This window comes from Streptomyces sp. NPDC012510, from assembly GCF_042955065.1.
Classification (GTDB): Bacteria; Actinomycetota; Actinomycetes; order Streptomycetales; family Streptomycetaceae; genus Streptomyces.
The window spans coordinates 118267-131181 of sequence record NZ_JBIBEN010000002.1; the positions used below are offsets into that span (position 1 = coordinate 118267).

Annotated in this window: 12 protein-coding genes; 5 read left to right on the forward strand and 7 right to left on the reverse strand. The window is 69.8% G+C overall.

Annotation, left to right across the window (positions count from 1 at the left end):
- Window positions 1-38: 38 nt before the first annotated feature.
- The gene (locus tag ACFY9I_RS03385; protein ID WP_390996011.1) at window positions 39-512 is read right to left on the reverse strand and encodes an HD domain-containing protein; all 474 of its coding nucleotides are present in this window, start codon (window positions 510-512) and stop codon (window positions 39-41) included.
- A gap of 204 nt (window positions 513-716) precedes the next feature.
- Window positions 717-1889: a SpoIIE family protein phosphatase gene (locus ACFY9I_RS03390; protein WP_390996013.1), complete on the reverse strand. Its 1173-nt coding sequence runs from the start codon at window positions 1887-1889 to the stop codon at window positions 717-719.
- Between the two features lie 225 nt (window positions 1890-2114).
- Here ACFY9I_RS03390 and ACFY9I_RS03395 point away from each other — a divergent pair, with 225 nt between their 5' ends.
- Window positions 2115-3359: a GNAT family N-acetyltransferase gene (locus ACFY9I_RS03395; protein WP_390996016.1), complete on the forward strand. Its 1245-nt coding sequence runs from the start codon at window positions 2115-2117 to the stop codon at window positions 3357-3359.
- Window positions 3360-3471: 112 nt separating this feature from the next.
- Here the strand turns inward: ACFY9I_RS03395 and ACFY9I_RS03400 are convergent, their stop codons facing one another.
- Together ACFY9I_RS03400 and ACFY9I_RS03405 are read right to left on the reverse strand one after the other, a co-directional pair.
- Window positions 3472-4326, reverse strand: coding sequence for a DNA-formamidopyrimidine glycosylase family protein (locus tag ACFY9I_RS03400; RefSeq protein ID WP_390996019.1), 855 nt, complete (start codon window positions 4324-4326; stop codon window positions 3472-3474).
- A 226-nt stretch (window positions 4327-4552) separates the two neighbouring features.
- Window positions 4553-5038 carry a ribose-5-phosphate isomerase gene (locus tag ACFY9I_RS03405; protein WP_220648786.1) on the reverse strand — a complete coding sequence of 162 codons (486 nt, stop codon included), beginning with the start codon at window positions 5036-5038 and terminating at the stop codon, window positions 4553-4555.
- A 275-nt stretch (window positions 5039-5313) separates the two neighbouring features.
- Here ACFY9I_RS03405 and ACFY9I_RS03410 point away from each other — a divergent pair, with 275 nt between their 5' ends.
- Entirely contained in the window at window positions 5314-6774 is a 1461-nt protein-coding gene (locus ACFY9I_RS03410) for an amino acid permease (protein WP_390996023.1), read from the forward strand.
- A gap of 128 nt (window positions 6775-6902) precedes the next feature.
- Here ACFY9I_RS03410 and ACFY9I_RS03415 read toward each other — a convergent pair whose 3' ends face one another.
- Window positions 6903-8627, reverse strand: coding sequence for a protein kinase (locus tag ACFY9I_RS03415; RefSeq protein ID WP_390996026.1), 1725 nt, complete (start codon window positions 8625-8627; stop codon window positions 6903-6905).
- 250 nt (window positions 8628-8877) lie between these two features.
- On the opposite strand from ACFY9I_RS03415, the gene ACFY9I_RS03420 reads away from it, so the two are divergent.
- On the forward strand, window positions 8878-9687 hold the full coding sequence (locus ACFY9I_RS03420; RefSeq protein ID WP_390996027.1) for a cell wall protein: 810 nt from the start codon (window positions 8878-8880) through the stop codon (window positions 9685-9687).
- A 141-nt stretch (window positions 9688-9828) separates the two neighbouring features.
- Here the strand turns inward: ACFY9I_RS03420 and ACFY9I_RS03425 are convergent, their stop codons facing one another.
- The gene (locus ACFY9I_RS03425) at window positions 9829-10407 is read right to left on the reverse strand and encodes a biotin transporter BioY (protein WP_390996030.1); all 579 of its coding nucleotides are present in this window, start codon (window positions 10405-10407) and stop codon (window positions 9829-9831) included.
- A gap of 668 nt (window positions 10408-11075) precedes the next feature.
- Between ACFY9I_RS03425 and ACFY9I_RS03430 the strand changes: the two genes are divergently transcribed.
- Entirely contained in the window at window positions 11076-11717 is a 642-nt protein-coding gene (locus ACFY9I_RS03430; RefSeq protein WP_390996033.1) for a Fe-Mn family superoxide dismutase, read from the forward strand.
- 234 nt (window positions 11718-11951) lie between these two features.
- A complete protein-coding gene (locus tag ACFY9I_RS03435; RefSeq protein ID WP_390996035.1) occupies window positions 11952-12167 on the forward strand; it encodes a hypothetical protein in 216 nt (71 codons plus the stop codon).
- A 10-nt stretch (window positions 12168-12177) separates the two neighbouring features.
- On the opposite strand, the gene ACFY9I_RS03440 is transcribed toward ACFY9I_RS03435, so the two are convergent.
- Window positions 12178-12849, reverse strand: coding sequence for a DsbA family protein (locus ACFY9I_RS03440; RefSeq protein WP_390996038.1), 672 nt, complete (start codon window positions 12847-12849; stop codon window positions 12178-12180).
- Between the last annotated feature and the right edge of the window lie 66 nt (window positions 12850-12915).

Genomic DNA, 12915 nt, shown 5'->3' on the forward strand with positions numbered 1-12915 from the left:
CCTCGCGGGGCGTGGCCCCGTTCACCGCTCTGGTCGCGTCACATCGCCTCCTCGGCCGCCGGTTCGTCCGGCAGGCCGAGGAGGTTTCGCATGTGGGCGTACTTGCGGGTCAGCCGGGTGCGGGTGGGTTCGTCCAGGACCGCGAGGCGGGCCGGGTCGGCGTTGTGCGCGAGGTCCGACTGCTTGACGAGGAGCGCGCCCGGGGTGGCGAGGATCCGGGCGGCGTACGCCTCCGGAGGCTCGCCGGGGCGTTTGGTGAGGGCCAGCACGATGGCCTTCGTGCGAGGGGTCAGGGGGGCCTCGGCCAACCAGTCCTCGGTGAGGGCGTCGTCCTCCACCGCGTCATGCAGCCAGGCCGCGGCGATCTGGTCCGGGCCGCCGCCGCGGGCGGCCACGCCGTGGGCCACTGCCTGGAGGTGCTCGGTGTAGGGGTGGCCGGCCTTGTCGGTCTGGGTGGCGTGGGCGGTTCTCGCGAGGGCCTCTACTTCGGGGAGGGAGAGGGGGGTTGGCATCGGGGTGGGCTCCTGTCGTGTGGGGTGGGTCACGGCCTGGATTGTCGCCCCCGCCGCCCCTGCCCGTCCCGTCCCCAGGGGCTGCCGCCCCTGGTCTCTCGCTGCGCATAAGAGCTCGGGGTGGTCGGTGTGTTGGTGTGTGCGGGTGGTGAGTGGCTGCTCGCGCGGTTCCCCGCGCTCCTTCGGGTCGCTGCCGGACCCCTGCTATCTGGTGGGCGTAGGGCCCTCTCGGCTGATCAGGAGGAGGGCCCTGTCGTCGTTGACGTCCTTGGCGACCGCCTCGATGAGGTGCCAGGCCGCGCCGCGGAAGCCGCCGGCGACGTAGCGGTCCGCCTCGCCGGTGAGGCGGTCGATGCCCTCGACGATGTCCCGGTCGGAGGTTTCGACGAGGCCGTCGGTGAAGAGCATCAGGACGTCGCCGGGGCGCAGGGATCCCTTGACCGGGTCGAACTGGGCACCGTCGTAGACGCCCAGGAGGGGGCCTTCGGCGGCCTTCTCCTCCCAGCGGCCGGTGCCGGCGCTGAGCTGGAGGCCCGGCGGGTGGCCGGCGGAGAAGAGTTCGTAGTCGCCGGAGTCCAGGTCGAGGACGAGGTGGATGGAGGTCGCGAAGCCCTCGTCCCAGTCCTGGCGGAGGAGGTAGCCGTTCGCCGCCGGGAGGAAGGCGTGCGGTGGGAGCGATCCCAGCAGACCGCCGAAGGCACCGGAGAGGAGCAGGGCGCGGGAGCCCGCGTCCATGCCCTTGCCGGAGACGTCGGTGAGGACGACTTCGAGGGTGCGGCCGCCGTTCGTACGGGCGGCCACGACGAAGTCGCCCGAGAAGGACTGGCCGCCCGCCGGGCGCAGAGCCATCTCGCGATGCCAGCCCTCGGGAAGCTGCGGCAACTTGCTCTGCACCCGGATGCGTTCCCGCAGGTCGAAGAGCATCGTGCCGCCTCGCCGCCAGGGGACGCCGACGCGGCTGCGGAACTGGGCGATGAGCAGACCGAAGAAACCGCAGGCGGCGACCACGAGCACTATGCCGGGTGTCACCCGCGCCGGGCCCTCGGTGTAGGGGCCGAGCTGCACCGACTCCACGATCAGCGCGGTCGCGGCGGCGGCGTACAGACCGAGAAGGCTGGCGGGGCGGAGCAGCAGACCGCCGGCGACGATGGGCAGGACGAGGACGGCGGGTGAGAACCACACCTCGTTGACGATCGTGAAACCGGCGATCAGCGGGATCATCAGCAGCAGCCCGGCCAGGGCGATCCAGTCGGAGCCGTCCCCGCGGAAGTAGTCGACGGCGGATTTGCGCACGCCGGTGCGGGCCCGGTGAACCAGCTTCTTCATCCGGGCCGTGAACGTATCGGCCGCCGCGCGCCGCTCTCGTCCTGCTGCCATTGTTCGGGACCTTATCCATCGGACCAGCCCCTGTGCACAGGAGGTCCTACTTGTCCCCCTTCCGAGGGCCGGTTCACGACGAATCTCACACAGATCTCACACCGGAACGCGCCCTGCCGCCCCTGTGCGCCCTCCGTGCGGCACCTGGGAAGGATCCCACGCCACCGCGCGAGGTGCGGGGGTAATTCACTCGCTCGTACCGGACGGCCCTGCTACGCATGGTGTATGACGACTGAGCTGCGGCCGCTGCGCGAGGAAGACTGGAACGTCTGGTACGACAACCTCATCCGCGCCTTCGGCGGAGCCCCCGAACCGGCGGAGGAACGGGAGTTGTGGCAGGCGCTCACACCGTACGACCGCTCCCTCGGTGTGTGGGACGGCGAGCAATGCGTGGGTACGGCGGGGGCGTTCGACTTCCGCCTCACGGTTCCGGGCGGTGCCGTCGTCCCGGCGGCCGGCGTCACCATGGTCGGCGTCGCGGCCACGCACCGACGACGCGGGGTCCTGACGTCCATGATGCGGCGGCAGTTGGACGACATCCGTTCCTGGGGCGAGTCGCTGGCCGTCCTGACCGCGTCCGAGCCGGTGATCTACGGCCGGTTCGGGTACGGCATCGCCACGCACCGGATCAGAGCCGACATCGACACCACGCGGGTGCGGCTGTCCGTACCGCCCGGCACCGATGACGTACGTCTGCGGTACGCGGACCCCGCCGAAGTCCTCGACGTGTGCGAGGGGGTGTACGCCCGTCGGGTGACGGAGCGGCCCGGGATGCTGGAGCGGCGGCCCGGCTGGGAGCGGGTGGGCCTGCTCGACACGGAGCGCCACCGCGACGGGGCGTCACCGCTGCAGTGTGTGGTGGCCGAGCGGAGCGACGGTGACGGTTTCGAGGTGGTCGGGTACGCGCGGTTCCGGATCAAGCCCGACTGGGGGCCTGCCGGGGCGGAGGGTGTCGTCCTGTTGAGCACGCTGGAAGCCGTGGATCCCCCGGCACACGCCGCGCTGTGGAGGTTCCTCTTCGACATCGACCTGACTTCGCGTGTCGTCGCCCACCGGCTGGCCGTGGACGAGCCGGTGCTGCATCTGGTCTCGGATATCCGCCGCTGTGGGCTGCGGGTGCAGGACGATCTGCACGTGCGGCTCGTGGACGTCGGCGCGGCTCTGCGGGCGCGGACCTATCAGGCACCGCTGGACGTGGTGTTCGAGGTCGAGGACGCCTTCTGCCCCTGGAACGAGGGGCGTTGGCGACTCACCGGCGACCCGAAGGGCGCGACCTGCGAGCGGACCGCCGACGCCGCCGATCTCTCCTTGTCCGTACGAGAGTTGGGGGCGGCCTATCTGGGTGGGGTGAGCCTGGCGTCCCTGGCGGCGGCCGGACGGGTGCGGCAACTGCGGGAGGGGGCGCTGGCGGAGGCGTCCACGGGCTTGCTGTCGTCGGGGCTCGCGCCCTGGCTGCCGCACGGGTTCTAGGGGCAACGCCGTTCGGTAGGGGTCTGTCGTCACCTGGCCGTCGTCGGCCGCGAGGCAGGCGGGAATGCGGGGACAGGCAGACCCCAGGACGCCGGGGCGGGAACGCGCGGGTTCAGCGCTGTTGGCAGGACGGGCACCAGAAGAGGTTGCGGGCGGCGAGATCGGCGGTGCGGATCGCGCCGCCACACATGTGGCAGGGGAGGTCGGCCCTGCGGTACACGTACACCTCGCCGCCGTGGTCGTCGACGCGGGGCGGACGGCCCATCGCCTCCGGGAGGTGTTCGGGGCGGACCGTGTCGATGCGGTTGTGGCGTACGCCCTCGCGCATCAGGGCGACGAGGTCGGCCCAGATCGCGTCCCACTCCGCCGGGGTGATGTCCTTGCCCGTGCGGTAGGGGTCGATGCCGTGCCGGAAGAGGACCTCCGCGCGGTAGACGTTGCCGACGCCCGCGATCACCTTCTGGTCCAGGAGGAGCGCGGCGATCGTCGTACGGCTGCGGGAGATCCGGGCGTACGCGCGGGCCGGGTCGGCGTCGGGGCGGAGTGGGTCCGGGCCGAGGCGGGCGTGTACGGCCTGCTTCTCGGCGTCCGTGATGAGGGCGCAGGTCGTCGGGCCCCGGAGGTCCATGTAGGACGTGTCGTTGCGCAGCCGGAGGCGGACGGTGTCCGTGGGCGGGGGCGCGGGGGCGGGGCCGAAGGTGACCTTGCCGAAGAGGCCGAGGTGGATGTGGACCCGTTCCTCGGCGGCCGCGTCGCCGAAGTGCAGGAAGAGGTGCTTGCCGTGGGCCTCGGCGGTGTGGAGGGGGGTGCCGGTGAGGAGGGCCGCCGCGTCGGCGAACTTGCCCTGGGGGCTGGTGACGTGGACGCTTCGGCTGCCGTCGCCATCACCGGCGCCATCACCGCCGCCGCCGCCGAAGTGGGTGCGGCAGTCTTCTGCGAGGCGGTGGATGGTGTGCCCCTCCGGCACGGTGTCCTCCGGGGGTTCGGCAGGTGGTTGGGGGGATGGGGGTGCGTTTTCGGGTGCGGGTGCGTGGGGGTTGCTCGCGCAGTTCCCCGCGCCCCTGAAAGACCAGGCCCTGCGGGCCTGAAAGACCACGGTCGTGCGGGCTTGAAAAGCGTGCAGCCTTACCTGGCCGCAGCCGCCTACGAGCCCGGCAGCCCGAGCTCGTAGGCGGGACGGGGCAGGGCGGAGCCTACGGCTGCGGGTGGTGGGCGGGGATCGGCGGCAGGTCGCCCGTCGTCTCGTAGGACGCCAGCATGTCGATGCGGCGGATGTGACGCTCGTCACCGGAGAACGGGGTGTTGAGGAAGGTCTCGACGAACTTGGTCGCGTCTTCCTGGGAGTGCATACGGGCGCCGACCGCGACCACGTTCGCGTTGTTGTGCTCACGCCCGAGCGCGGCGGTCTCGGCGCTCCACGCGAGAGCCGCGCGGACGCCTGCCACCTTGTTCGCGGCGATCTGCTCTCCGTTGCCGGAGCCGCCGATGACGATGCCGAGGGACCCGGGGTCGGCGGCCGTACGCTCCGCCGCGCGGAGGCAGAACGGCGGGTAGTCGTCCTGGGCGTCGTAGATGTGGGGCCCACAGTCGACGGGCTCGTGACCGGCGGCTTTCAGCCACTCGACGAGGTGGTTCTTGAGTTCGTAGCCGGCGTGATCCGAGCCGAGGTAGACGCGCATGGTCCGAGTGTGACACGCGCGTTTCGGCGCGGCACGACGGGGTGCGGACCCAGTAAACCGTGAGCCACACCACGGAACCTCAAAAAAACCTCAAGTGGCGGTCTGGATTCAAAGGTTCTGGAATCCTTTTGCCTCAGATTCACTGGACCGATCTTTACAGCGGCCCTCAAGGCCCCCTCTGTCGACTTGCGTGTCCCGCTCTCACGAGAGTCATCGGGGCACCGCTGGGCAGACGCACGGAAGTCCCCACAACGGCGCAAAGGAAACCTCCCCCCATGACCTCGCAGCCGACACTGCCGTCCCAGGCAGACACCCCAGGCTCCTCCTCTCCCCCCTCCCCCGGTCTGCACGCCGGCCTCAAGAACCGCCATCTGTCGATGATCGCGATCGGTGGTGTGATCGGCGCCGGCCTGTTCGTCGGGTCGAGTTCCGGTATCGCCACCGCCGGACCCGGCATCCTCCTGTCGTACGCGCTCGTCGGCACGATGGTGGTGCTGGTGATGCGGATGCTCGGTGAGATGTCCGCCGCCAACCCGACGTCGGGCTCGTTCTCCGCACACGCCGACCGGGCGCTCGGGCGCTGGGCGGGGTTCTCCATCGGCTGGCTGTACTGGTTCTTCTGGGTCGTCGTGCTCGCGGTCGAGGCGACCGCGGGTGCGGTGATCCTGGAGGGCTGGATCCCGGCCGTTCCGCAGTGGGGCTGGGCGCTGATCGTGATGGTGGTGCTGACCGCCACCAACCTGGTGTCGGTCGGGTCCTACGGTGAGTTCGAGTTCTGGTTCGCCGGGATCAAGGTCGTCGCGATCGCCGCGTTCATCGTGGTGGGTGGGCTCGCGGTCTTCGGGGTGCTGCCGGGGGTCGACTCCGAGAAGGCAGGGCTGGCCAACCTGACCGACCACGGCGGGTTCCTGCCCAACGGCGCGGGCGCCATCCTCATCGGCGTCCTGCTGGTCGTCTTCTCCTTCATGGGCAGCGAGATCGCCACCCTGGCCGCCGGCGAGACGGAGAACCCGCAGAAGGCGGTCACAAAGTCCACCAACAGCATCATCTGGCGGATCGGCGTCTTCTACCTCGGCTCGATCTTCGTCGTGGTGACACTGCTGCCGTGGAACGACCCGTCGATCAAGGAGAAGGGCTCCTACGTCGCCGCCCTGGACTCCCTCGGCATCGCGCACGCCGGGCAGATCATGAACTTCATCGTGCTCACCTCGGTGCTGTCCTGTCTCAACTCCGGTCTGTACACGGCCTCGCGCATGGCCTTCTCCCTCGGTGAGCGCGGGGACGCGCCGCGCGCGTTCGGCCGTACGAACGGGCGTGGCGTGCCGATGGCCGCGATCCTCTCCTCGGTCGTCTTCGGCTTCGTCGCCGTCATCTTCAACTACTTCTTCCCCGAGGGCGTCTTCCTCTTCCTGGTCAACTCCTCCGGTGCCGTCGCCCTGTTCGTCTGGCTGGTCATCTGCTTCTCGCAACTCCGGATGCGCCGCATCATCGAGCGGGAGACGCCGGAGAAGCTCGTCGTGAAGATGTGGCTGTACCCGTATCTGACGTGGGCCACCATCGGCCTGATCCTCTTCGTCCTCGGCTACATGCTGACCGACACCGAGCACGGCAACCGCGAGATCCTGCTTCTCTCCCTGTTGGTCGCGGCGGTCGTCGTCGGTATCGCGCTGGTGAAGGAGAAGGTCGGTGGCGGGCGTACGGGCACCGCGGCCGAGGTGTCCGACAAGGTGCGCTGAACTCGGGGCGGGCCGGCTCGCCTTCGAGGCCCGGGGTCCGGTGGCGCTTGTGCGCCGCCGGGCCCCGTTCGTCGTTCCGGAGGCTCACAGCGGTCACCGGGGTCACCGGGGTCACCGGGGTTATGGAGTCACAGGGGTGTGAAGCTCTTTTCGACCTTCTCGTAGATCGGCAGGGCCCGGTCCTCGATGTCGGGGTGGTACCAGGTGGTGAGTTGATAGGACTTGCCCCCGGTGTTGAAGCCCAGGGAGCGGACGCGCCAGGGCAGTTCCTGGGCCGTGACGGCGTACTCCCACACGACGGCGGGCTCACCCCGGAACTCCGTCTCCTCCAGACGGATCCGTTCGTACCCCGGCCCCTCGCTGGTGCTCTTCTCCTTTTCCCGCCACTGCTCCATCAGGTCGCCGCGCGCGAGGGAGGCCTTGCCGACGATCTCCTGCCGCGCGTCCGGCGAGGTGTAGTGCACCTCCGCGCCGGCGTGCACCTCGCGCGAGAACCCCTCCGGCGGGACCCAGGCGAAGACACCGGCCTCCGTGCGGGCGCCGGGCGGGAGCGTGGGCGGGCGGGAGGTGCCGGCGACGGTCGGGGAGGAGTCGGAGGCGGAGGGAGACGGGGAGGGCGAGACGGAGGAGGCCGCCTTGTCGTCCCTGCCGGCCCTGTCGCCGGGCCAACCGCCCGTCGCCGGTACGACGATCGCAGCCACGGCAAGCGCCACGACGGCTGCGGCGGTGGCCGCCACGAGGTCCGTGCGGCGCCTGTTCCGCCGGGGCTCTCCATGACCCACGCCGGCCAGGAGCGGCGATTCCGCCGGTGGCACCCGGCCGGGACTGGGCTGCGTCGGCAGTTCGCTTCTGGCGGGGCCGGGAGACGAGTCGGGTCGGGTGTGCGGCTGGGGGGCGAGGGCGGGGCGGGTCCGTAGCGTCGGGGTCGGTTGTACGGGGGCGGGGGTCGGTCCGGGCTCGGGCAGGACCGTGTCGGGGTACGAGGGCGGCTCCGGTGCGGGGCCGGTAACCTCCTCCGCCGCCGCTTCTCCGGGTCCCCCCGCCTGCCCTTCGGGCTCCGCCTCCGCCTCCGGCGTCGCCGTCCCCGTGTCCGCCGGGGGGCCGGTGGCGATGGTGCGGAGGGTCTCGGCGAGTTCGTCCAGGCCTGGGCGTGCTTCCGGCTGTTTCCTCAGCAGGGCGGCGAGGACGTCGTGGAGGGGACCCGCGGCGGCGGGGAGTTCCGGCTCCTCGTAGAGGACGGCGTGCAGGGTGGCGAGGGTGGTGGAGCGGGAGAAGGGGGAGCGGCCGCCGAGGGCGGCGCAGAGCGTGGCGCCGAGGGACCAGAGGTCCGAGGGCGGGCCCTGGGGGCGGCCCGAGACGCGTTCGGGGGCCATGTAGTCGGGGGAGCCGACGAGCATGCCGGCCATGGTGAGGGCCTCGGCGTCCTGGATGGCGGCGATGCCGAAGTCGGTGAGGACGGCCCCGTGCGTGCCCGTGCGCTTGATCAGGACGTTGGCCGGTTTGATGTCGCGGTGCAGGACGCCCTGGGCGTGTACCTGGCCCAGCGCGTCGACGAGTTCCAGACCGATCCGGGCGGTGCCGCGTGCGTCGAGGGCGCCGTCCTGTGCCAGCAGGCGTTCCAGGGAACGGCCGTCGACCAGTTCCATCACGATCCAGAGGCGCTCGCCCTCGTCGACGACGTCGTAGATGCGCACCACATGGGGGTGGTCGATGCGGGCGGTGGCCCTGGCCTCGCGCAGGGTCCGCTCGCGTCGGGTGCGGGTGTCCTCCGGGTCGAGGCCGCCGATGCGCATTTCCTTGACGGCGACCTGCCGGTCGAGTATTTCGTCGGCTGCTCGCCAGACCCGCCCCATTCCGCCTTGGCCAATGATTTCGACCAGACAATAACGGTCGGCCACCATGAGACCTGGAACACCGCCCCGCGTTATTTCCGACACCCCCGTGCCCCCCTTCAACAACTGATCGCTCACGCCACAGAAGAACCAAAAAGTCGCGCATTGGTCACACTTCGTGCCGCACCAGCATAGTGCCGAGAAATCTTGTGGTACCTCTTCATAGGCCGTGAATTCAGGCACGGCCAGGGGGACGCAAGGGGGATGGAACATGAGTTCTCGTCGCAGGATGTCCAGGAACGTCGTCGTGGGTTCGCTGCTCACCGCGTCGTTGTCGTCGGTGATGGTCCTCGGCTTCACGGCATCGGCCGATGACGAGGGGGGATTGAGCGATCACGGCGGAAAGGCCGTGGACGCGGCGTCGGCGGGAGTGAAGCTCTCGACGTTGCTGTCCAAGGAGATCGAAGTCGACAACAAGTCACAGGAAACCGAGATCACCGGTGTAGTGAAGAACGAGGGAAGCAGGGCCAGCGGGGAAATCCGCTTGCTCGTGGTCGGTTTTGACGGCATGACGGTCAAGAACGTCGAAGGTTGTTCGGAAATCACCGAAGGGGATCTTCCCGACGGCGCGAACAGTGGTTTCGCCTGCGCGATCGACGATCTGGCGGCCGGAAAATCGAAGAACTTCGCGATCGACGCCACGTACGACCTGGGCAAGCAGGGAAAGATCTGTCTGCCGGTGCAGAACTCCGACGGTTCGAAAACCTATTGGCAGCAGGGTCCGGTGCCGTTCGGTACGACCAACCCCTCGCCCAACGAGCCCGCCACCCCGCTGCTGCTCGGCACCGACAACAGCCCGGTCACCCCGGGCACCGACCCCGGTGACCGCGGCGGCGACAGCAGCGGCGACAGCGGTGGCGGGAAGGACGGCAAGCCGGACGAGCTGCCCCGGACCGGTCCGGCCGACCATGTCCTGCCGCTGGGCACGGCCGGAGCCGCGCTCATCTCGGCCGGCGCGGCGGGCCTGTGGTGGAACAACCGGCGGGCCAGGTTCGAGAAGGGTGCCTCAGCGGCTCGATGACGGCGGCCGGGAGGCTCCCGCGACCAGGATGCTCCCGCGATCGGGCCGAAGGGCCGGACAGGTGTGGGAGACGTGGAAGAGGCCCGCCGTGGTGCGGTCGGAGTACGACCCGGCGAGCCTCTTGGGCGGACGGCTACGGCGTCACTTGTCCAGGAGCTTCCAGGCCGTCGGCAGCAGACCCATGGCCAGGGCGGCCTTGATGGCGTCGCCGATCAGGAAGGGGGTGAGACCGACGGCGACGGCGGCGGAGAAGGAGATGTGAGCGGTCGCGGCGAGGTACGGGACACCGACGGCGTAGATGATCGCCTCGCCGACCAGCATCGTGCCGGCCATGCGCAGGGTGGAGCGATCGCCGCCGCGCCGGGCCAGGGCGCCCACGGCGGCGGTGGCGAGGATCATGCCGAGGATGTAGCCGAAGGAGACGCCGACGCCGGAGGTGCCGTTCGCGAACCACGGCACGCCCATGAGGCCGACCAGCGCGTACAGGGCGAGGGAGGCGGCGCCTCGGCCCGCACCGAGAGTGGTGCCGACGAGCAGCGCGGCGAAGGTCTGTCCAGTGACCGGGACCGGGGAACCCGGCACGGGGACGGCGATCTGGGCGGCGAGTCCGGTGAGCGCGGCACCGCCGACCACGAGCGCGATGTCGCGGACGCGGGAGGCCGGGAGGAGGTCGGCCAGGACCTCGCCGGAGCGGGCTGACGTGGCGGCGGCGGTACTCATGGCGGGGCTCACTCCGGCGGGTGGAGACGGCGGGGACAGGAGTGACGCTATCCCAGGCACCTGACGCCGGACACCGTCAGCGCTCGACAAAGCGTGCGATGGCGGCTTGGGAGACTTTGAACAAAGGATGCTGGTTACACCTGGTGAGACGTGACACCGGTCACTGAGGTGACATGGCACCGGCCATGCAGGGGTCGCCAGGGCGGATCTGTAGGGTTTCACCAATCGGGCGGACGGGATGGACGGTCACCGTCTCGCCCGTCGGTCGCCGTCCGGGGCAGCGGTGGGCCAGCTTCCCGGCATCGAGCGCATGGCAGCCGCCCAAGCCCGGAACCTCTCGTCGCGTCGCCGGTCGACCTGCGACGCGCGGGCACGGCCACCTGCCGCCGCCCGGGGCGAGGCGGCTTCGGCTCCTCACCTTCTGGACGGCGCGGTGTCGGACCGGTTCCCGAGGATGATCACCCATGCCCCCTTCGGTAGCGGCGTAGCCACACGTCCTGACACCGCCGACACGCTCATCCCTCAGGGCCCTCGCGCGCAGGACGGACGGTCGGTTCGCGCGAGGGCCTTTCGCATGCCTGGGCATGCCACTCCAGTCTCTTACTACGCCTCTTGCTGCTAGCGTGCACTTGCAAGTAATTTGCAATAAGAGGTCGGAGGGGACCCCCATGCCCGTCTACACGCTGCCCGAACTGCCGTACGACTACTCAGCGCTCGCACCCGTGATCAGCCCCGAGATCATCGAGCTGCATCACGACAAGCACCACGCGGCGTACGTCAAAGGCGCCAACGACACGCTGGAGCAGCTCGCGGAGGCGCGGGACAAGGAGACCTGGGGCGCGATCAACGGCCTGGAGAAGAACCTGGCCTTCCATCTCTCCGGGCACATCCTGCACTCCATCTACTGGCAGAACATGACCGGTGACGGCGGCGGCGAGCCGCTGGAGAAGGACGGTGTGGGTGAACTGGCGGACGCCATCGCCGAGTCCTTCGGCTCCTTCGCGGGCTTCAAGGCCCAGCTCACCAAGGCGTCGGCGACCACGCAGGGCTCGGGTTGGGGTGTACTGGCGTACGAGCCGCTGAGCGGGCGGCTGATCGTCGAGCAGGTCTACGACCATCAGGGCAACGTCGGCCAGGGCTCCACGCCGATCCTGGTCTTCGACGCCTGGGAGCACGCCTTCTACCTCCAGTACAGGAACCAGAAGGTCGACTTCATCGACGCCATGTGGGCCGTCGTCAACTGGCAGGACGTGGCCAGGCGTTACGCCGCCGCCAAGGAGCGGGGCGACAGCCTCCTGCTCGCGCCGTGAGGCCGTAACACCCCGCAGACATCCTGCTCGTGATCGTCTTCTCAACCTTCACCGGGCAGGCGGAATAAGGAGAACCCCCGCGAGGATGTGACTCGCGGGGGTTCTCCCGTTCCCCGGCGGCCGGAAAACACCACGGCGGGACGCGTTCCGGTCGGACGATTTACCGAGCTTTCGCCCTATGCTCCCGTTTTCCGGCTGGATTCCCGATCCGGCCGCCCCGGACCGGGAGGTCGTATGTCGGACACCAAGCACTGCCCCAACTGCGGTGGGCTCGAGCAGCACCCGTTCCACAAGGCCGTCAAGGACGAGCAGAAGTACATCGAGTCCCAGGGGCACAACCCGGCCGGCTGGTGGCGCTGCGGCAACCGCGGCGAGAAGGGCCGTTGCCTCTGGGTGCAGCCGTACTTCAACCAGGGCGCCGGTCTGACCCTGCCCGAGTCCTTCAGGTGACCGGGGCCCGTCAGACCAGGTTGCTGAAGTCCGGGCCCTTGGTGCGGGAGCGCTTGATCTCGTAGAAGCCGGGGACCGAGGCGACGAGGAGGGTGCCGTCCCAGAGCCTGGCGGCCTCCTCACCCTGGGGGGCGGGGGTGACGACGGGGCCGAAGAAGGCGATCTGCTCGCCGTCGGCGCCGGGGACGGCGATGACGGGGGTGCCCACGTCCTGGCCGACCTTGTCGATGCCTTCCTTGTGGGAGGCGCGCAGTTCGGCCTCGTAGGGGGTGGAGTCCCAGTGGTCCATGAGGGAATCGGGCAGCCCGACGTCCTTCAGTGCGGCGGCGACCGTCTCCTTCTCAGGGCCCTCGCCCTGGTTGTGGATCCGCGTGCCGAGCGCGGTGTAGAGGTCACCGAGCACCTCGGCGCCGTGTTCCTGCTGGGCGGCTATGACGATCCGGACCGGCCCCCAGGCCTTGGTCTGCAGCAGCTCGCGGTACTCCTCGGGCAGCTCGTCGATCTTGGGCTCGTTCAGCACGGCGAGGCTCATCAGGTGCCAGCGGACCTCGATGTCCCGGACCTTCTCCACCTCCAGGACCCAACGCGAGGTCATCCAGGCCCAGGGGCACAGGGGATCGAACCAGAAGTCGACAGGGGTCTTGCCGGAGGACTGCGAGGGCTGCGAGGACTGCTCGGACATGCTTCTCCTCGGAAGGCGGTGATACACGGTCGGTTTACAGCGCAACAACGCGGCAACGCCCGGTAC

Excerpts from the sequence above, each read along its gene's own strand:
- ACFY9I_RS03385 (WP_390996011.1), bottom strand. The coding sequence starts at position 512 with ATGCCAACCCCCCTCTCCCTCCCCGAAGTAGAGGCCCTCGCGAGAACC.
- ACFY9I_RS03390 (WP_390996013.1), bottom strand. The coding sequence starts at position 1,889 with ATGGCAGCAGGACGAGAGCGGCGCGCGGCGGCCGATACGTTCACGGCC.
- ACFY9I_RS03395 (WP_390996016.1), top strand. The coding sequence starts at position 2,115 with ATGACGACTGAGCTGCGGCCGCTGCGCGAGGAAGACTGGAACGTCTGG.
- ACFY9I_RS03405 (WP_220648786.1), bottom strand. The coding sequence starts at position 5,038 with ATGCGCGTCTACCTCGGCTCGGATCACGCCGGCTACGAACTCAAGAAC.
- ACFY9I_RS03410 (WP_390996023.1), top strand. The coding sequence starts at position 5,314 with ATGACCTCGCAGCCGACACTGCCGTCCCAGGCAGACACCCCAGGCTCC.
- ACFY9I_RS03415 (WP_390996026.1), bottom strand. The coding sequence starts at position 8,627 with ATGGGGCGGGTCTGGCGAGCAGCCGACGAAATACTCGACCGGCAGGTC.
- ACFY9I_RS03420 (WP_390996027.1), top strand. The coding sequence starts at position 8,878 with ATGAGTTCTCGTCGCAGGATGTCCAGGAACGTCGTCGTGGGTTCGCTG.
- ACFY9I_RS03425 (WP_390996030.1), bottom strand. The coding sequence starts at position 10,407 with ATGAGTACCGCCGCCGCCACGTCAGCCCGCTCCGGCGAGGTCCTGGCC.
- ACFY9I_RS03430 (WP_390996033.1), top strand. The coding sequence starts at position 11,076 with ATGCCCGTCTACACGCTGCCCGAACTGCCGTACGACTACTCAGCGCTC.
- ACFY9I_RS03435 (WP_390996035.1), top strand. The coding sequence starts at position 11,952 with ATGTCGGACACCAAGCACTGCCCCAACTGCGGTGGGCTCGAGCAGCAC.
- ACFY9I_RS03440 (WP_390996038.1), bottom strand. The coding sequence starts at position 12,849 with ATGTCCGAGCAGTCCTCGCAGCCCTCGCAGTCCTCCGGCAAGACCCCT.